General features: G+C 54.0%; 19 protein-coding genes. All 19 read right to left on the bottom strand.

The genetic code is table 11. The annotated features are described in order from the left end of the window. Positions 1-17: 17 nt before the first annotated feature. The 19 genes from EDD75_RS01070 to EDD75_RS00980 all read right to left on the bottom strand — a co-directional run bounded on the left by EDD75_RS01070 (position 18) and on the right by EDD75_RS00980 (position 17,840). A complete protein-coding gene (locus tag EDD75_RS01070) occupies positions 18-644 on the bottom strand; it encodes a uracil-DNA glycosylase (RefSeq protein ID WP_342780945.1) in 627 nt (208 codons plus the stop codon). Between the two features lie 73 nt (positions 645-717). Beyond that, positions 718-906 (bottom strand): CooT family nickel-binding protein, encoded by a 189-nt coding sequence (locus EDD75_RS01065; protein WP_123926790.1) that lies wholly within the window; start codon positions 904-906, stop codon positions 718-720. 156 nt (positions 907-1,062) lie between these two features. Continuing rightward, positions 1,063-2,196, bottom strand: coding sequence for a S41 family peptidase (locus tag EDD75_RS01060; RefSeq protein WP_245963017.1), 1,134 nt, complete (start codon positions 2,194-2,196; stop codon positions 1,063-1,065). A 148-nt stretch (positions 2,197-2,344) separates the two neighbouring features. Then, on the bottom strand, positions 2,345-3,466 hold the full coding sequence (locus EDD75_RS01055; RefSeq protein ID WP_123926787.1) for a murein hydrolase activator EnvC family protein: 1,122 nt from the start codon (positions 3,464-3,466) through the stop codon (positions 2,345-2,347). Between the two features lie 52 nt (positions 3,467-3,518). Beyond that, on the bottom strand, positions 3,519-4,409 hold the full coding sequence (gene ftsX, locus EDD75_RS01050) for a permease-like cell division protein FtsX (RefSeq protein WP_123926784.1): 891 nt from the start codon (positions 4,407-4,409) through the stop codon (positions 3,519-3,521). Then, complete coding sequence (gene ftsE / locus EDD75_RS01045) at positions 4,399-5,085, bottom strand: cell division ATP-binding protein FtsE (RefSeq protein WP_123926782.1); 687 nt, start codon at positions 5,083-5,085, stop codon at positions 4,399-4,401. The genes ftsX and ftsE overlap by 11 nt, the downstream gene beginning before the upstream one ends. Before the next feature lie 198 nt (positions 5,086-5,283). After that, positions 5,284-6,234, bottom strand: coding sequence for a transketolase family protein (locus tag EDD75_RS01040; protein WP_123926779.1), 951 nt, complete (start codon positions 6,232-6,234; stop codon positions 5,284-5,286). Between the two features lie 37 nt (positions 6,235-6,271). Beyond that, positions 6,272-7,093, bottom strand: coding sequence for a transketolase (locus EDD75_RS01035; protein ID WP_123926776.1), 822 nt, complete (start codon positions 7,091-7,093; stop codon positions 6,272-6,274). A gap of 62 nt (positions 7,094-7,155) precedes the next feature. Beyond that, positions 7,156-8,001 carry a YitT family protein gene (locus EDD75_RS01030; RefSeq protein ID WP_123926773.1) on the bottom strand — a complete coding sequence of 282 codons (846 nt, stop codon included), beginning with the start codon at positions 7,999-8,001 and terminating at the stop codon, positions 7,156-7,158. A gap of 126 nt (positions 8,002-8,127) precedes the next feature. Continuing rightward, entirely contained in the window at positions 8,128-8,577 is a 450-nt protein-coding gene (locus EDD75_RS01025; RefSeq protein ID WP_123926770.1) for a PIN domain-containing protein, read from the bottom strand. Then, positions 8,567-8,776, bottom strand: coding sequence for a hypothetical protein (locus EDD75_RS01020; RefSeq protein WP_211328032.1), 210 nt, complete (start codon positions 8,774-8,776; stop codon positions 8,567-8,569). The genes EDD75_RS01025 and EDD75_RS01020 overlap by 11 nt, the downstream gene beginning before the upstream one ends. 303 nt (positions 8,777-9,079) lie before the next feature. Then, positions 9,080-10,075: a nuclease-related domain-containing protein gene (locus tag EDD75_RS01015; protein ID WP_123926765.1), complete on the bottom strand. Its 996-nt coding sequence runs from the start codon at positions 10,073-10,075 to the stop codon at positions 9,080-9,082. 16 nt (positions 10,076-10,091) lie between these two features. Then, on the bottom strand, positions 10,092-10,271 hold the full coding sequence (locus EDD75_RS01010; RefSeq protein ID WP_123926762.1) for a hypothetical protein: 180 nt from the start codon (positions 10,269-10,271) through the stop codon (positions 10,092-10,094). Positions 10,272-10,332: 61 nt separating this feature from the next. Next, a complete protein-coding gene (locus EDD75_RS01005) occupies positions 10,333-10,863 on the bottom strand; it encodes a PIN domain-containing protein (RefSeq protein WP_123926760.1) in 531 nt (176 codons plus the stop codon). Next, positions 10,827-11,033 (bottom strand): ribbon-helix-helix domain-containing protein, encoded by a 207-nt coding sequence (locus EDD75_RS01000; protein WP_211328031.1) that lies wholly within the window; start codon positions 11,031-11,033, stop codon positions 10,827-10,829. Before EDD75_RS01000 ends, EDD75_RS01005 begins: the two co-directional genes overlap by 37 nt. A gap of 131 nt (positions 11,034-11,164) precedes the next feature. Beyond that, positions 11,165-11,353 carry a type I restriction enzyme endonuclease domain-containing protein gene (locus EDD75_RS00995; protein WP_211328030.1) on the bottom strand — a complete coding sequence of 63 codons (189 nt, stop codon included), beginning with the start codon at positions 11,351-11,353 and terminating at the stop codon, positions 11,165-11,167. 67 nt (positions 11,354-11,420) lie between these two features. After that, a complete protein-coding gene (locus EDD75_RS00990) occupies positions 11,421-13,931 on the bottom strand; it encodes a DEAD/DEAH box helicase family protein (protein WP_123926751.1) in 2,511 nt (836 codons plus the stop codon). Positions 13,932-13,946: 15 nt separating this feature from the next. Beyond that, positions 13,947-16,022 carry a site-specific DNA-methyltransferase gene (locus tag EDD75_RS00985; protein ID WP_123926748.1) on the bottom strand — a complete coding sequence of 692 codons (2,076 nt, stop codon included), beginning with the start codon at positions 16,020-16,022 and terminating at the stop codon, positions 13,947-13,949. A gap of 15 nt (positions 16,023-16,037) precedes the next feature. Then, entirely contained in the window at positions 16,038-17,840 is a 1,803-nt protein-coding gene (locus tag EDD75_RS00980; protein WP_123926745.1) for an ATP-dependent nuclease, read from the bottom strand. Positions 17,841-17,853 lie beyond the last annotated feature (13 nt).

Below are 17,853 nucleotides of genomic sequence, written 5' to 3'. Positions count from 1 at the left end.
GCACTACGCCAGTCCCCTTAAGAAGGTCCGGCGCCCTTCTTGAGGGCGAAATAAGCGTCCCGCACCTTCTGAAAATCTTCCCAGACCGGACGCTTCTTCGAAGGATCGCGCAGCAGCGCCGCCGGGTGGTAGGTCGGCATCACCCTGGCACCAAAAATAGGCCCCAGCCATTGACCGCGCATTTTGGTGATCCCCGTTCCCCCACCAATCAAGTAGTGAAGGGCGGTTGAGCCAAGGAGCACGATCAACCGCGGCCGGATGAGCTCAATCTGCCGCCGTAAATAAGGCAGGCAAGCCTCCGCCTCCTCCTTCAGCGGCACCCGGTTGCCAGGCGGGCGGCACTTGACAATATTGGCGATGTACACCTCTTCCCGGGTGATGCCGCAGGCAGCCAGGATCCTGTCGAGCAACTGGCCCGCCGCGCCGACAAAAGGCCGCCCGAGCCGGTCTTCGTCCGCCCCTGGGCCTTCGCCTATGAGCATCAGGAGGGCAAAGGGGTTTCCCTCCCCGAAAACCACGTTAGTTCGCCCGGCGGCAAGACCGCACTTCTGGCACGCGGCCACGCTCTTTTTCAGTTCTTCGAGGGTCTGCGGGCCGATCAGATCCTCAAAGGTAAGTTGCAGGCTTTCTTTTACTCCCTTCACTTTTCCCGGCTCCTCGCCCCAGAGCAATAAAAGAAAAGCCCGCTTTACGGGCTGAAAGACTTCCTTTAACGCGTCAGTCTCTTTCGAGGATGATCTTATGGTCCACAAGGGCCAGTTCCTTAATCTTCGCCTTGATGATCTTCCGCCGGCCGTAAATATCCTCGAGAAGCAGACCGTCCTCGTAAGGCACCACTTTATCGACCATTTCCAGAACCAGTTCCTCTTTATCTCCTTCGCGCAGGTAAGCGTTAGCCTCGCACACTTTAACCCCACTCCTATTCTTGTAAAAATTCTCCTATCACGCCATTAAGAGGCCCCGTGACAGCCTTTTCGACGTAAAATTATAGGTGGCCCAGCGCCAGGTTGTCAACGGGTCAGCGGGCAACCGTCTTTTCCCCGGGCGCTGCTACGCCGGCCACTACCGCCCTGCCCCGCGCAAAATCTCCTGGGCGGCCGCAAGCTGCCGGTCCTCCCCGTTCGCCGGTTGCTCCACCTTCACGTCCGGCTCCACGCCTTTCCCGTTGATATCGTGCTTCCGCGGCGTCAGGTAGCGGGCCGTGGTAAGCTTCAGCCCGGCGCCATTTTTGAGCGGGTAAACCGACTGCACAACCCCCTTGCCGAAGGTCCGGGTGCCTACGATTTTGCCGCTGCCCGTCTCCTTGATGGCGGCTGCCACGATCTCCGCCGCGCTGGCACTATTCTCGTTCACCAGCACTACGAGAGGTAGCCCCAGCCGGGGCCCGCTCGCGCTGTAAACCTCGTCCTTGTCGTTGCGGTAATCAACGTAGACCACCGGCCCCGGGGGTACAAAATAGTCCGCTACCCGCACCGCAGCCTGCAACTCCCCGCCGGGATTATCCCGCAAATCAAGGATGAGCGCCCGCATGCCCTTCGCCCGCAGCTTGCCGAGAACCTGGTGCACCTCAGCCGGCGTCCGCTCGGTAAACTGGCTGATGGTGAGGTAGCCGATTCCGCCGGGGAGAAGTTTCCCTTCTACCGTCGGAACCGTGATCTCTTCCCGCTCAAGCGTCAGGGTTAGCGGTCCGCTTCCGGGCCGCATCAGCGTCAGCGTAACCGTAGTGCCGACCGGTCCCCGCATGAGACTCACCGCCGTTTCCAGGTCGAGACCCTGCGTTTGCCGGTCCTCGATCTTCACAATGACGTCACCCGCCTTGACCCCCGCCCGGCCGGCGGGCGTATCCGGAAAGGGCTTGATGACGGTAAGGCGCTGGTCCTTCATCCCTACAAGGATACCCAGACCCCCGAATGAACCGCGGATCTGTTCCTGAAGGTGCTTAAAGGTTTCCGGCTCGAGGTAAACCGAATAAGGATCGCCAAGTGCTCCTACAATTCCCTTCGCCGCGCCCTCCACCAGACGGCGCGTGCTTACTTCGTGCAGGTAGTCGGAGCGGATGATGGTAATGACCTCAAGGAGGTTTTCTACCTGCCGGTAGCCAAGCGCCATAACCGCCGCGCCCACCAGGCAGCCGACAATAAGGAGCACCGCGAGAAAGGTAACCAGCCAGAAGCGACCCGTACGCGAAAGCCGCACTTCTTCAACTCCCGTAGCGGTTTTAGCAAAAACCTGCCCTATTATACCATAAATAGCGGCCCCAGACGATAAAAAGACCACCAGCAGAAGCATCCGGTGGCGAACCAAACAGGGGCTGCCCCGCCCTTACACCGGACCAGCCAGCAGCTCAGAGATAATTGAGCGGGTTCTCCGGCGTGCCGTTCACCCGGACCTCGAAATGGAGGTGGGGCCCGGTAGAAAGCCCCGTGCTGCCTACGGCAGCTATTCTCTCCCCACGCTTCACCTCCTGGCCTTCGCCGACACAGGAGGACGACAGGTGCGCGTACAAGGTGGTAAGCCCACCGCCGTGGTCAACCATGACCACGTTGCCGTAGCCGCGCAGCGTCCCTACGTAAATAACGGTGCCGTCCTGGGCCGCCACCACCGTAGCGCCGTAACGCGCCGGAATATCGATCCCCGAGTGGAACCGGACCACGTGGAGTATCGGATGCATCCGGTTCCCAAACCCCGAGGAGATAACCCCCGAACTCGGAACCGGCCACTCAAGCGCCCCGGCGGCCCGTTTTGCCCTTTTGGCCCGCTCGATGGCGATCTGACGCAGAATTTCGCGCTCGCGTTCCTCTAAAGCGTCAAGTTCCGCCTGAAATCGTTCCAGGTCGTACTGCGCCCGCGAGAGGAGCGACTCCTTTTCATCCTGCCGGGCGAGCAACGCGGCTTGGGCCGCCTTCTCCTGGGAGCGGAGGGAAGCGAGCAGATCGCGGCGCTGGGCCACCCGGTTCCTGTACTCCGTCACCTCAGCCCGCCGGGTAGTCATCTCATTCACCAGCGCCGCGTCGTAGGCGAGGATATGCTTAAGAAACTCGACCCGCGAGATAAGATCGTTAAAATCACTGGCCCCGAGGAGAAAATCGAGGTAGCCGACGCTTCCTTCCGTATAAATGTCGCGGAGGCGTTGCCGGAACTGCGCTTCCGTCTCCCGCAGGCGCGCTTCCGCCGCCGCGAGCTCCTCTTCTGCCCGGGCCAGCTCCGCCTCGGTTTCCCCAAGTCTTACCGTGAGCGCTTCTATCTCGCGGGCTTTCGCTTCTATGGACCGGTCCAGAGCGGCAATCTCTTCGGTGAAGGCCTGAATGGTCCGCTTGGTCTGCTTTACTACCTGGCGCTTCTGGTTTATTTTCTGCCTCGTTTCCTGGAGTTTCTCCTCCAGACTCTGCCCCCAAGCCGCCGACCAGAAGCCGAAAATAAGCGCCAAGACCACTACTACCGCAACTGTTCGCCGGCCGAATCTCAAGCCCTTCCGCCCTCCTGCAAAAAGGTTCTACGTTCGACGTGCGGCGTTCAAATCACACGGTGAGAAAACGGTGGACCGAAAGCGCGCTTGATAAAGCCCCAAGAATTAGACCCGCCCCGAAAATGGCGCCGAAAACGGGCAGCAACACCGCCTTCTCGGTAACCGGCTGGAAAAAGATCAGTGCCGCCTGCTCTATCTGGCCCACAAGCGCAGCGTACCCCCAGTAAAGAATAGCGGTCGCTAACAAAGCCCCGCTCGTCCCGATGATCAACCCTTCCAGAATGAAGGGGCCGCGGATAAACCAGTTGGTCGCTCCGAGAAGCTTCATAATGCCAATTTCCTCTTGACGCGATAAAATAGAGAGCCGGATGGTGGTTACAATCAGGAAGACCGCAGCCAGTCCGAAAAGAGCCACCAGAGCAAGGGCGGCAAGCCGCACTGAATTGGTAATCTTAACAAGCTTTTCCACAACCCCCTCGCCGTAACGCACCTTCTCTACGCCCGGAAGGGCCGCTGCCTCTTTGGCGATCAGGGGCACCGCCGCCGCATCCTTGGGGCGTAAGCGAAAGGAATCGGGCAGCGGGTTTTGCTCTTCTAACCCGCTCAAAAGGCCGCTTTTGTCACCCAGATCGCGTTTCAGCTTGGCCAGCGCCTCTTCCTTCGAAACAAAGGTCACCTGCGCGACGCCCTCAATCTGCCGGAGTTCCCGCCCGAGCTGCCGGACGAGATCAGGAGCAAGGTTATCTTGCAGAAAAACGGCAACCTCAACCTGGTTTTCGACCAAGCGCGAAAAATGGGCCGCGTTAAGCGCGAAAAGGGAAACGAAGCCGAGGAGAAAGAGCGAAACCAGGACCATTCCCGTAGCCGAAGCCGCCAGCCAGCCGTTGCGAAAAAGCGAAACGAAAGCTTCCCGCCACCAGCGCCAGAGGATCCTAAGTGCCATACCGGTAACTCTCCTGCATCGCGTATTCTACCAGGCGGCCTTCGTCCAGGGCGATCACGCGCTTCTGGAGGACGTTGACGATATCGAGCGCGTGCGTAGCCATCAGGACCGTCGTGCCGTCCCGGTTGATTTCGAGCAGAAGGCGGATCAGTTCCCGCGCGTTCTCCGCATCCAGGTTACCAGTCGGCTCGTCCGCGATCACCAGGGCGGGCCGGTTAACGAGCGCCCGCGCTAAGCACACCCGCTGCTGCTCCCCGCCGGAAAGCTGGTACGGAAAAGAGTTCGCCTTACTCAGAAGCCCAACCCGGGATAGAACCTCCGGGACCCGTTTCTTAATCTCCCGCCAGGGCTGGCCGGTAATCTCCAGCGCCAAGGCTACATTCTCGAAAACCGTTTTCCGTGGCAGGAGGCGAAAATCCTGAAAAACCATCCCGACCTGCCGGCGCAGCAGCGAAACCTCCCGGGGCCGCAGCCGCGCGATGTTTTTTCCGTTGAAGATCACCTGCCCCCGGGTAGGCAGCTCTTCCCGGTAGATAAGCTTGGCGAGGGTGGTCTTCCCCGCGCCGCTTGGTCCCACCACGAAGACGAATTCCCCCCGGTTGAGGGTGAACGTGACGTCCACCAATGCCTTAGCACCGTTCGGGTATACCTTGGTTACGTTGTAAAAACGTATCACCGCCAACCACCCTGAAGTATAAATTCTTTTATAGTTAATCGGCCAAACGGCAACGTTTTTTTAGATTCGACATTCCCCCGAGAAATCCTCTAAAAAACGGAAAAAAAGTAAATTTCATTTTGCCACCGGGCAACAAAAAATAAAAAGCGGGAGAAACTCCCGCTCAAAACCGGTATTGCTGCAACTACAGCGCTCTATCTACGAATTTTTCCCTTTTCGCCCCAAAACCTCTTTTACCGCCGCTACGATGTCCGCCGGCGTCAGCCCGTATTTTTCGAGAAGTTCCTGGGGTTTCCCCGATTCGCCGAAGGTATCCCGGATGCCCACCCGTTTCAGCGGCACCGGGCAATGCTCGCCGAGAACCTCCGCCACCGCGCTTCCCAGACCGCCGATAATGCTGTGCTCCTCCGCCGTAACCACCGCACCGGTCTCCAGGGCCGCGCGCGTCACCGCCGCTACGTCGAGCGGCTTTATGGTGTGGACGTTGAGCACCCGCACCGCCACCCCTTCCTGCGCCAGCACCGCTGCAGCTTCCAGCGCCGCCGCAACCATAATCCCGGTGGCGATAACGGTCGCGTCGTTCCCCGGCCGGAGAAGCACCGCTTCGCCCGGGCGAAAGACGAAATCCTCCCCGTGGATCACCGGCACGGGCGCCCGCCCCAAGCGAATGTACACCGGCCCGTCAAGCGCCACCGCCGCCTTCACGGCGCCCGCCACCTCCACCGCGTCAGCCGGGACAAAGACCGTCATGTTGGGCAGCGCCCGCATAAGCGCGATGTCCTCCACCGACTGGTGCGAACTCCCGTCCTCACCTACGGTGATCCCGGCGTGGCTGGCGGCAATCTTAACGTTGAGCCGCGGGTAGGCGATGCTCTGGCGGATCTGGTCGAAGGCGCGCCCGGTAGCAAAGACCGCGAAGGTGGAGCAGAAGGGAATCTTCCCTGCCGCCGCCAGTCCAGCGGCCGTGCCCATCATATTCTGCTCCGCCACTCCAAAGTCGAAGAAGCGCTCGGGAAACCGCTTCTTAAAATCAATCGTCTTGGTCGACTTCGCCAGGTCCGCGTCCAGGACCACTATATCTGGATTCGCCGCGCCGAGCGCTACCAGCGCCCTGCCGTAAGCCTCCCGCGTAGCTATTTTTTCCGCCATCGTCAAGCCCTCCTAAAGTAGCTTTCCTTGGCCGCACTCAGCCTTCCAATTCTTCTAACGCCCGCGAGGCTTGGTCAGCTTTGGGGGCCGTGCCGTGCCAGTCCACCTGGTTTTCCATGAAGGAAACCCCCTTCCCCTTCACCGTGCGGGCGATAACCATCGTTGGTTTCCCCTTCGTCTCCTTTGCCGCCGCAACGGCCCCGAGTATTTCGCGGAAGTTATGACCGTCAATCTCGATCACGTTCCAGCCGAAGGCCCGCCACTTGTCGGCTACCGCCCCGAGGGACATAACCTCTTCTACCGGGCCGTCGATCTGCAGGCCGTTGTAATCGAGGAAGGCCGTCACGTTGTCGAGCCGGTAGTGGGCCGCCGCCATCGCCGCCTCCCAAACCTGCCCTTCCTGGCACTCCCCATCACCGAGCAGCACGTAAACCCGGTAGTCCCGCCCGTCAAGCCGCGCCGCTAAAGCCATGCCGTTGGCCGCCGACAGGCCCTGACCGAGCGAGCCGGTCGACATCTCCACGCCCGGGAGCTTGCGCATATCGGGATGTCCCTGCAACCGGCTTCCTAACTTGCGGAGCGTTATCAGCTCCTGCTCCGGGAAAAAGCCCCTGAGCGCCAGCGCAGCGTAGAGAAGCGGCGCCGCGTGCCCTTTGGAGAGGACAAAGCGGTCCCGGTCCGGGTCGTCCGGCCGTTTTGGATCAAGGCGCATCACGCCGAAGTAAAGCGCCGTAACGATATCGGTCGCCGAAAGCGAGCCGCCTGGGTGCCCCGATCCTGCAGCCGCCGTCATCAGGATGATGTAACGCCGGATCTCCTTTGCCTTTGCCTCGAGTTTCCAGATGAGGGTCTCTTCCATAAGACTAAATACCTCCGTTAGTGCAGCCGTCCAACCGCGCGGCCAGCGATTTAAGTAACTCTCTACCCCCTGAACTCCTTGAAGCCTTCGCCCAGCACCTCGTGGGCATCCACCAGGATCACAAAGGCCCGGGGGTCAATCCGGTAAACGGCTTCCTTCAACCGCGTCACCTCGCTCCGCGAAACAACCGCCAACAACAGCGTGCGCGTAGCCCCGGTGTAGGCTCCCTTCCCCTGCAAGAGCGTGGCGCCGCGGTTCAGCTCCGTGAGGATCAACTGGGCGATTGCCGCGTGCTTTTCCGAGATAATCAGAAAAGCCTTCGTATAACTGATGCCTTCCTGGACAAGGTCGATCACCCACGCCGACAGGAAGATGGTGATGATAGCGTACATGGCCAGCTCCGGCGACCGGAAGGCGAACCCGGCAGCCAGCACCACCGCCCCATCCACCAAAAAAAGCAACTGCCCGACATTGATGCCTACATAGCTCTGCAGGATCATCGCCGCCAGGTCCGTCCCGCCCGTGGTTGCCTTAGCCCGGAAAACGAGGCCCAGGCCAAGTCCCACCAGCACCCCACCGTAAAGGCTCGCCAGGAGCGGGTTGGTCGTGAGCGCGGGCAGGAAAGGCACCAGCCCGTCCACCACGCCCGAAAGCAGGGCCGTTCCGAAGAGCGAGCGGAGCCCGACGCCGAAGCCAAGCCGCCAGAAGCACCACAGAAAAAGGGGGATGTTGAGCACCAGCATCGTGGCGCCAACCGGGAAGCCGAAGAGATGGTGCAGGATCGTGGCGATACCGCTGACGCCGCCCGCCGCGATCTTGTTCGGCACCAGGAAAAGGTCAAGCCCCAGGGCCACCAGGACCGTGCCGAATAGGAGAAGCGCGGCGTCCCTTACCGTTCTAACAAACATCTGTACCCCCGGCTTAGCATTCCCATAGCGCAAAACGTTTTATCTATTCGAGCCGTAGGGGGAAAATCCTGCTTTCCTCGTTTCAATTTGGCAACATCTGAATTGACGATCGTGATATACCGCGTTTCAAAGAAACCGGGCCAAATCGAAACCGGCGGCAAAAGGGTTAAGAAAAGTAACCCCTTCAACAGTGCTCCCGGAAGCAAAGCCCTCACTCAAAACAACGGGGATCTGGTTAAGTCTGGCGGTGGCCCATATCTGCGCGTCCCAATAAGAAAAGCGGTGCTCACGCACACCGCGCACCGCCTCTAACACCACAAAGCTTGTAATGTCGAAAACGGTCCAGGAACTCAGGTAATTTTCCACGCTCTTCTGCACCGCTTTGAGGTCTAACGGCTGCTCGATCTTGCGGGTCACGGCTACGACGAACTCCGCCAGAACTTGGGCACTGAGCACTCCCCGGCCTGACTGCGCCAGTTCATCAAGAACCTTAAAAGCCTGCTCCTGCTTTACCGGATCAGAGAAATCGTAGGCGTAAACAAGAACATTTGTATCCACCAGCACCTTACCGGTCATAAAGCTCCTCGCGCCGCCAATGCCGCTCCTTGCGGGTTCCACCCTGAGCCAACTTCATCCTGCTCCGGATAAACCGCTTTTCCGCCTCCCAGGCGTCCGGATTCGGCCGGATACTCTCCCCGGCGCACAGATGCTTCTCAAGAGCCTGCCGTACCAGTTCCGCTTCCGCCAGTCCAAGCGCTCGCGCCTTCCGCTTCAAAAGCGCCTCCTGATGAGGCGCAATATATATTTGTTTACGAATCATTTTTTCCGCTCCTGCTTTATCCTTTATACATTATTTTATACATTACACGCCATTAGCGCAACCAGTTTCCCGATTCCAAACGACTAACAACCGGCTACCGTTACGAACACTTCTGCAACTAATCATTTTAGCCCCCTTCCACGCCTAATAAACCCTGCCCGCCCAGCGCTCAGGCGGCCTCCGGCCAATCGCGGTAGAGACTCTCCGCCTGCTCCGTAATGACCGGGACAACCGGGCAACAACGCCGCCCCGCTTCCTTTAAACTGATTCTTCATCCGGCTGTTTTTTCGCCGGCGCCCCGTCCGTAAAGTAGAAGAACCAGGCGCCTTCTGTAAAACGATCCGGCTTCAGCAGACCCGGTTCTTTGCCCGCCGCTTTATAGTTCCGGTGTACCTCTTCGGCGTCTTCTTTCTTTCCGTACACCTTAACATAAGAGCGGCCATTCCTGGTCTTACCGATTTCGGTGCGGCAACCGCAGGCATTTCCGTTTGCAGTTGTGCCTTCAGGCAAAAGCTCCCGTGTCTCGGGCGGTGTTCTTTGACCGCTGAGCGGCCCAGCGCTAACCAGGGCTCCGGCTATGGCATCTATCTGCTCCGGGCGAAGCACCATGCTTTTCTGCTGCCGGCGGATGTGCCAAGCCAGAGCCATGCCACTTTCGAACACCGGCATGGAACATTCCTCGACCCTGAGCCACTTCGCCCTCGTGAAGAGCACTACCGGGAACAACCACGCCTCTATCTCGGCCGGTATTCTGTCGCCCAACGTATTCTCCAGCCAGTACTTAAAAAGGCGCAGGTGGCGCAGATTTTGCTTCGTCGGACTCTCACACCGCACCCACGAGCCGCCTTCCTTGCGCCGCCAGCTGTCTTTAAACCCCGTAAAGGCGCCTTCCCAGGCTTTGGTTTCAACCAGGTAAATCCCCGGCGGCCCGATCAGGACGTGGTCCAACTGAATAAATTCCTCCGGCTTGGGCTCTAAAACCACATCGTTAACCAGGACCCATTCCTTAGATAGAAAAAGCCAGAAATTGAAAGCGGCGCGACTTTCGCCGCCCTCACCCCGGTTATTATCCCGGCGGCGCTGCATATCGAAGGATATGCCCGCAACCGGTTTCAAGGCCCACGCAATCCAGGAAGGGAGTTCACCATCGATGCGCTGCAGCATCCTCTCCCTTTCGCGGGCCACTTTCTCTTGAATCTTGCGGCGGAAAAGCTCTTTGATCGCCTCGTTCTGGTGCATCACCCGTGCCGGCACCGTGTTTCCCCCCGGATTAAACCTTCAGATAGGCTGCCAGCGCCGCCATAATCCGCTTCTCCCGCGCCTGCAAAAAGCCTTCGTAATCATCTCTTTCCATAGCCGCCAGCGCTGCCTCGTCAATCAAATGGGTAGCCATGATTTCCTGTTTCCTCTCAGACGCAACCAACTTGGCCAGGTACTCGCTCGGTTTCATTCTACTGATCCGGCGGTTGGTGGCCTGGCCAAGCTTAGTTACCACAGGAGTTTTCTGGGTACTAAGAATAGATTTTTTCCAACGCCGCTTTTGCCTCCGCCAGTACTCGTGGCGAAAGCCAGAGCGACGAACGCGACAGCCGGTCCAAAACAGCCTCCGCTTCCGGACGGTTAAGCCGGCCTGTGGCTGCTGCCCAAAGGACAATCCCGAGCGACCCGTGAACCTCGATTCCCAATGTCTGCGCAAACAAGCGGGCAGCGGCATCATCGGTTACCAGCCAGTCAGCACAAATCTGGCGGGCGAGCGCAATCGCCTCGGCTTCTCCGGCATGAAGCAATCCCGCCTCCAGCCATAATTCCGCTTCTGTGCTATGAGGTGGAACAAGGTTATCTACTATGAGCCATGCCGGCCGTTGCTCCGGCCATTTTTCAGCTTGAAATCTCATCTCTATATCTACGGCCTGCGGAACGTGGATTTCCCCCGCTTGCCCCAGCAAATTGAGGGCCTGTGCTTCGCCAAGATGCAGGAGAGGGCCTGTGTTAGACACAATACGCCTTACGTTTTCGTTTCTTTCTTTTGCCGGAGCGCCCACGCGATATCCTCCCGCTGAAAATGTTCCGCTAACTCAAAGCGGCGGCGCCGAACGAACTCCAAAAGCGCCAGGCGCACAACCTCATCCTCGCTGCGAAACCAGCCCGCTTGCACCAGCGCCGTAATCTCCGCTGCCAACTTATCGGGTAAATCTACCTGAACAGGTTTCATCATATTTCACCCCCTGCACCTTCATCATAACCCAAATCAAGCGTTTTCACTATCCGTTATAGCCCCTGTTCCCCAGAAGTAACCTGCCTCAAGCCGCTTTGTTTCGAAAAACTCCCGCTGTTAACAAAACCCTACGCCGCCTCCGGCCAGTCGCGGTAGAGGCTCTCCGCCTGCTCCATAATGACCACCGCCAGCGCGGCACACGCCGCCGGTTTATACCCGTACCTTTGGAGCAGCCGCTTCACCGCCGCCCGGATCTTCGCCTTCACGTTCTCGTGGTCGGTCCAGTCGATGCTCAGGTTCTTCTTGATCGCCGCCACCAGTTCCCGCCGGCGGTCATTTGATTGTGCTATACAGCTTTTCTTTAAAAAAATGTCTGTACGTTCTTTATCTGTCACCGTTCTCATCAAGAGCTACATCGAGTTCTGAAACAAAGTTGTAATTCCCGTCCCTCACAAACTTAAAAAATTTGTCGTAGTCTTTAGGCGTCAGGAAATGAAAGTGATAGATATGCTCGGATTGCAGCGCGTTGAGCGTTGTAAAATGTTGGCGGGCCGCTTTATATTTTGCCTTATTTTCATCGGACGGTTCCTGAAGCTCCTCGTCTCCTTTTATCTCAATAACCAAAATATGGCTACCTCTTTTGATAAAAAAGTCGGGGTTGAAATAACCACGCTTAGGATGCTCTCCTTTCCGCCAGGCGTACTCAATCGGATAAAATTCCTGATCTGTAGACTTAACCCACGAATCAATAACGGTAGCATTCTCTGGCTTAGTTAGTTGTCGAATAAAATCCCGCTCGGGCTTATGGTCAGCTATAGCCACATTAAGCGGCGTTTTGAAATAAAAACCATTGTCTATTTTGTGTACCGCGGATCGCGGCAGGTCTTCATCGTCCAAAATAGCCTGTAGAACCACCTGTGTTTCTTCGTCGCTCAGCAAAAGTGAATTATCGTCCAGGAAAACGGTCGCCTCGCCGCGCCTTAGAGAACCTATCCCTACGCTGTTCCGCTTACGGTTAGCGGTATTAATAGATATTACGGCGTTAGGTGTCATCCGGTAACGCACAGATCTGGAAGCTTTACGATGCACTACGCCAAAGGCTTTTTGCAGTCGTTGACGGTTTTCTTCGCTGACCTGATCTCGAGTTTCACCTACCCGGCGCAAAGATTCGCGAATCAATGCCCGCAACCAGTCGAAGCTATATCTTTCTGCATAACTGGTACCTTCTTCAGTATCGATAGCCTTAAGTTTAGCGTGAATATGCTCGGCTACTTCATCCACCGTGAACATCTGGTAACGGACCAAGGTCTTTTTTTGCCGCCGCTCCCCAGTCGTGGCGCGGACATAAGTGGTCTCACGCTCCAAAGCGGGTACTTGCGATACCAGGGTGATATACCCTTTGGTAAACTCATACTCAACCGTTTGCGGAAATTCTTCGATCTCCTGGGTTTTGCTGTAATCAATCTGGTACAAAGTGAAATTATAGTCCGGTGATTTGGTAACCGGATAAGAGTACACACGTTTTTCAATCTCCATCACTTCGTCCACCAGATGCTTGATACGGCTGGACCAAGCATCGTGATTAAATACCGTGACAACGGGCCGTTCACCACGGTAGGCATCGGGAATGCGCAAGCCGCGCCCCAGCACTTGAGCGATAAGCAACTTGCTATTAAAGGCACGTTCCTCATGCGGTACTATCTGAAATACGTTCTGGACATCCCAACCCTCGGTAAGCATACTTACGGAGGTAATCCATTCAACCGGATTATCAGGCCGGTCTACTTCCTCCAGCACCCGCACATTGGCCTCGTGCTCCCGTGCTGACGTGACAATCAGTACCTTTTTGGCTGCCTCCTCAGTCGAAATTTCTTCTCGCTGTGCCAAAAAATTAATCAAGTCACCTGTTAATCGCTTGCAAGCGGCAATGTCACGCGTAACCAAAATGGTTAGTGGCTTGACTTTTCGGTAAAAATGCGTTTTATTTTGAAGATGGTTATCATATATCTTCTGAAACTTTTCATCTTGGGAAGTAGACGTGTCTTCGGCCACATAATCAATCGCCTTGACATAGCCTTGCTCAATTGCCTGACGCAGCGAGTAACGATAGATCACATCGGCAAAGTATTCATCACCGATATAGCAAGTACCAGAAAACCCAGCTATGTAGCGAAAGCGGAATTCGGGGTCGAGGAGAAACTCCTTCCATCGCTTGAGGTCTTTGCCAGTCGGATTGTAAACGTGATGTACTTCGTCGTTTAGAATTAGAGTCCGTTCACCCTTGCCTTTCAGGCTGTCTCGGACAGAGGACTTTACATGTTGTAGGGTGGCGTGAAAGTTTTCAATGCAAATTGTGCCGTCCACGATGGACTCCGTACCATTGATAATGTGCGGATTACGTACGCGGGAGTCGTCGGGCAGAAGGCTCTTGAGTGTCATATCGCCCGAAAGCTGGCGGAATTTTTCCGTCAAGCCCTTTTCAATGGTACGTGATGGACACAACACAAGGACCCGGTCTATTGCGCCGTGCGCCAGCATGATGCGCGCGATACCATACATCACGTAACTCTTGCCCGTAGCAGTTGCCAGGTCAATCGAACATGAAAGTTGGTCAGGTAACTGCAGATGGTGTTCCATATCTCGGAATGTGGCATACCGCTCTTTCAAAACGTCATTAGAATAAAAGTTTTCTTCGGCCAACTGCCGCAAGTTGGCATAGCGGCCACCCAAGAAGTACCGCAACACCACGCGGATCGCTTCTTTCTGGTACACGCGCGTACCGCACAGCGCCTCAATAAATGGCTCGTACCGCGCGATGTCGAAAAGAGCCGGGTCAACGTTGTGGCTAACACGTAAGACTAAATCCTCATTGCGAAATCGCTGTTGGTGAAGCATAGATCATATTCTCCCTTATTCGCCTATATTTTCAACAAAGTCTGCAGACGCTTTAACTTCGGTATACTCGTTACCGTAAATGTCTATATAAATCACCATGATATACTCACCTAATAAATCAAAAGGCATCCTTACTTCCCAACCGGCCGCCTGGATATCACTAGCAAAAAAGACGGCATCAAGTTGGAACGGTGGGAAAGGTTCCTTCCCTTTACGCGCCGGATCGTAAGGGTAGTTATAATCCACCAAAACCATAGAGAGGGTCTCTAAGTTGCCTTTTGAGCTGGCTCCTTTTGCCAGTGCCTCACTCTTGAAAGTCTTAATTTTCACTACGGCGTCTTTGGTTCCTCCACCTTCACGCCGGCGAACAAAGTATTCACATTCGACTTTTGGAGGCCTGATAAAGTCGAAACCAACTGCTTCAACCGTTTCATTAACCTGTGCCTCATCCACAGGCTGAGTAATGGCTTCAAAATCACAGTTATGAAGTTCGTTAATAATAGAATACGGTATCCGCAGAATATAATATCGCGTACACCCCTTATCTATGTAGTCTTCGAGGAATGCTACACTGGCAGCAGGGGCAATAATAAAAAAGCGCGGGCCAATCCTGGAACCGATCTGGGCGTGTAAGTCATCAATGAAGCCGTAGTCTAGGACAACACCGCCACCCAGGGTGTGATTGAAAACCAGCACGTCGTCGCCACCGCGATAGCCGTCCAGTTCAATGCCAGCGACTTTATGGGGTTTATCTTGGCATTGAAACAGGCCAAGTGCATAGGAACGCCATCCTTCCCAGGGCAGCTCTTTAAGGCGTGCAAAGTCGTATAGGCCTGCGTTATAAAGAACGAATGGCTTAGGCTTTAACGGCTTGCCTTTATTACCGATTTCACTCTTGAGATTAAGCATTCTTTTTTGAATGGTATAAATGGCCAGTTTACCGCAATCTATCCCGATCCAGCGGCGGCCCAATTTTTCAGCCACGGCCAGTGTTGTACCAGAACCAGCAAAGGCGTCGAGGACAATATCCCCAACTTCCGATGCAGTAATGATTACTCGTTCTAGTAACTCCTCGCTATTCTCGGTTGGATAGCCTGTTGTAAAGGCATAACCTTTAAGATCTGTCCAGTTATTATCAACTGGTACCGATTCGGTTTGTAAATATTCTGGGCGTCCCTTAACCAAATTGCCATTTAAGTCGTAGTAAGAGATATCAGGATTAATCCTCACTCTACCTTCTCGTGCTAATTCGTCTATTCGCTCCTGAGTAAAGGTAAAGTGCCTTCCCCTTCTTGGGAGATACTTCTTACCGAAAATGATTCTTTCTGGAGGATTTCTCAAACCAGGAGAAACCATGTCCAACCACTGTGGTTCCTTCTCCGCTCCGCAATAATAGCATCTCCGAGAAGTTTCAGGATTGTTAAAGTAGTAGTTAGAACTTTTGGAGTAAAAATATAATGATTCGACACTCACATTGAATCTAGTCAGATTTCGTAAAGATCTCTTCACCCTACTAATGACGATTTCGTTTCTAAAATTGTGTTGGCCAAAAACTTCGTCCATTATTACTTTTAAGTAGTGTCCGAAGTGATAATCTAACCTAACAAAAACACTACCGGTATCTGCGAGTAATTCTCTGATAAAGATAAGTCTCTTTCTAAGAAATTCAATAAACCTAGCTCCTTGAACTTTTGCTGAGTAAGATATCTCACCATTTGCTGGCCCATACTCATTACCTGTTCCAAATGGTGGGTCAATATAGACCAGTTTCACTCCCCGCGAACCGTCAGGATTTATCAGTCGCCCCTGTTCCTTCATTTTCAGGAGAGTTTTCATTGCCTGAAGGTTATCACCAAAGATGAGCATATTGTGCCAACCATCGCCGTTGCCGCCAAAGGCGCGGATCGGCTGCAGGGGCACCCCCATCGTTTCAGCCAGGATATCTTCTTCGCGCTTTTTGCCGGCGTACACCAGCTCATACTCCTGACGCTCGGGCGGAAACAATAAGTGCTTATAATCCAAGGGTAACTCGGCACCTTGTTCCAGGAGTTCTATGATATGTTTACGTTGAGAATCAGTGAGGCTGGACATATAGTCACACTCCTACTATTGAAAGAGTTCCTTAACTCGTTTTTCTAATTCATTGGTAATATTATCTGGGTTCTCAAAGTATTTCTTGGCATGATACGTGCTTCCGAAATGACCGCTGTGGTCTACAAGATCTTCCAGCCGCTGAGGTAACTTAACGCATCGATTCCCATTTAGTAGATTAATAATCCTTATATTTTCATCGTCTTCTTCACTTTTACCATCCAATTCAAGCCAAACAATATAAGGAAGCTGAAACGCATTCAGTAACTTCTGAAATTTAGGGATTTCTTGTTTATTGCCGGCTATTATAATCGTATAGCCAATCTCTTCTGGAAACTCCTTGAATAGTCCAAGCTTTCTCCCTGCCGACATAATCGCTATACTGTCTTGTTCTCCTTCAACCAAGATAACTTTCTTAGCAAAGAATAACTGGTTTTGTTCTAATCCAAAGCTATTTAAGAATTGAAACCCTTTCTTTTCCTCGGGAGATCCCAGTACGCCTGGATCACACTGGTATACATGTGTCCCGGCTTCGACAGTATCTTTTCTCGTAACTCCAATGCAGTGGTAATCTGCTACATCAACAAAGGCAGGGGAGTGCGTGGTATAGATAACTTGATCAGACTCTGAGAACTCGCGAAGTACGCCAAAAACTAATCTTTGCATTTGGGGGTGTATATATAGCTCAGGTTCTTCAATTGCCAAAATAATTGGCCGGAAAGATTCTGTTTCACCTTCACCTAATGGCAACAATTGTCCCCGTTGATTCATGATTAAAGTCTGTAATAGTCCAAAGACGACGCTTCTTTGTAGCCCGTGTCCTTTCTCTAATACATCTGTTAAAACTCCGTCATCTACTTTAAGGGAAACACCTTGCAAAAATAAATCCCTTGTCCCTTCCATCATGACCTTAAGACATACGGAATTTACAGAGGGCATAAGCCTAACAATCGTCTTTTGGAGCGTTTCTTCAATCTTCGAGAGTACATCCAGCCTCTTCAAATCTTCCGGTCGGTCTTCGCCACTTTCCGGCGGGTTCAGCAGGTTCTTAATCCTTTGTAGTGATAACTCTATTTCAGAGTAGCGGGGGTCCGTTTTTATGATTCTGTCTGCTAAATCCCCCATAAGCCGCCGGAAAACGGTTGAGGAAGACCGGCGGTCTATCTCGTTAGAATAATCCGTAATTGCAGGTAATAAGTAAAAACCTGGCAAGTGACTCAAAAGAACAGGTTGAAGTCCAAGGGCTTGGCTGTTTCCAGGAGTAGGGTCCTCATATTCAACATCGTCCCGCTCTTGCAACAAGCGTCGTAACCCCGCTTCATAGCTTGCTTTAGTTACTTTTCCATCTCGAGATACGTATTCCAAAATACCATTTTCTTCTGCCACTTGACGCCAGTTCGGCTTGTCTCCTTTTTCGGCGATTACGCCCTCAACAGATAGCCACCAATCCTTTGGCTTAGCAACGTATCCGTGATACTCTGCCACTACTTTAACCTTTCCGGTCTTTTCTTCCGTTTGTGCTACGAGATGCTTTTCTAAAATTAATTTGTCACCCAAAAGGTACGGGCGAAGTGCCCTACGTTCCTCTGGGGTTAAGCCAGTAAACATACAAGTAATTACAATGGGCTGTGATTTATCGAAAAAATTACTTTCTTGGACTCCACCCGCCCCTGGTGCAAGGAAAACGTCAATTGCTTTTAAGATATTAGACTTACCTGCGTTATTTTCGCCGACAAAGATCTGAAACGGCTCAATACGAATATCGCCTGAGTCAACAATCGAGCGATAATTCTTAATGCGCAAGTTACAAAGTCTCACCAGTAAGGCCTCC

Origin of the sequence: Thermodesulfitimonas autotrophica (assembly GCF_003815015.1) — a bacterium.
Taxonomy (GTDB): Bacteria; Bacillota; Desulfotomaculia; order Desulfotomaculales; family Ammonificaceae; genus Thermodesulfitimonas; species Thermodesulfitimonas autotrophica.
This window is presented reverse-complemented; position numbering and strand designations above follow the sequence as displayed.

Excerpts from the sequence above, each read along its gene's own strand:
- EDD75_RS01000 (WP_211328031.1), bottom strand. The coding sequence starts at position 11,033 with ATGAAACCTGTTCAGGTAGATTTACCCGATAAGTTGGCAGCGGAGATT.
- EDD75_RS01035 (WP_123926776.1), bottom strand. The coding sequence starts at position 7,093 with ATGGAAGAGACCCTCATCTGGAAACTCGAGGCAAAGGCAAAGGAGATC.
- EDD75_RS00985 (WP_123926748.1), bottom strand. The coding sequence starts at position 16,022 with ATGTCCAGCCTCACTGATTCTCAACGTAAACATATCATAGAACTCCTG.
- EDD75_RS01010 (WP_123926762.1), bottom strand. The coding sequence starts at position 10,271 with ATGAAACCGAGCGAGTACCTGGCCAAGTTGGTTGCGTCTGAGAGGAAA.
- EDD75_RS01040 (WP_123926779.1), bottom strand. The coding sequence starts at position 6,234 with ATGGCGGAAAAAATAGCTACGCGGGAGGCTTACGGCAGGGCGCTGGTA.
- EDD75_RS00990 (WP_123926751.1), bottom strand. The coding sequence starts at position 13,931 with ATGCTTCACCAACAGCGATTTCGCAATGAGGATTTAGTCTTACGTGTT.
- ftsX (WP_123926784.1), bottom strand. The coding sequence starts at position 4,409 with ATGGCACTTAGGATCCTCTGGCGCTGGTGGCGGGAAGCTTTCGTTTCG.
- EDD75_RS01030 (WP_123926773.1), bottom strand. The coding sequence starts at position 8,001 with ATGTTTGTTAGAACGGTAAGGGACGCCGCGCTTCTCCTATTCGGCACG.
- EDD75_RS01025 (WP_123926770.1), bottom strand. The coding sequence starts at position 8,577 with ATGACCGGTAAGGTGCTGGTGGATACAAATGTTCTTGTTTACGCCTAC.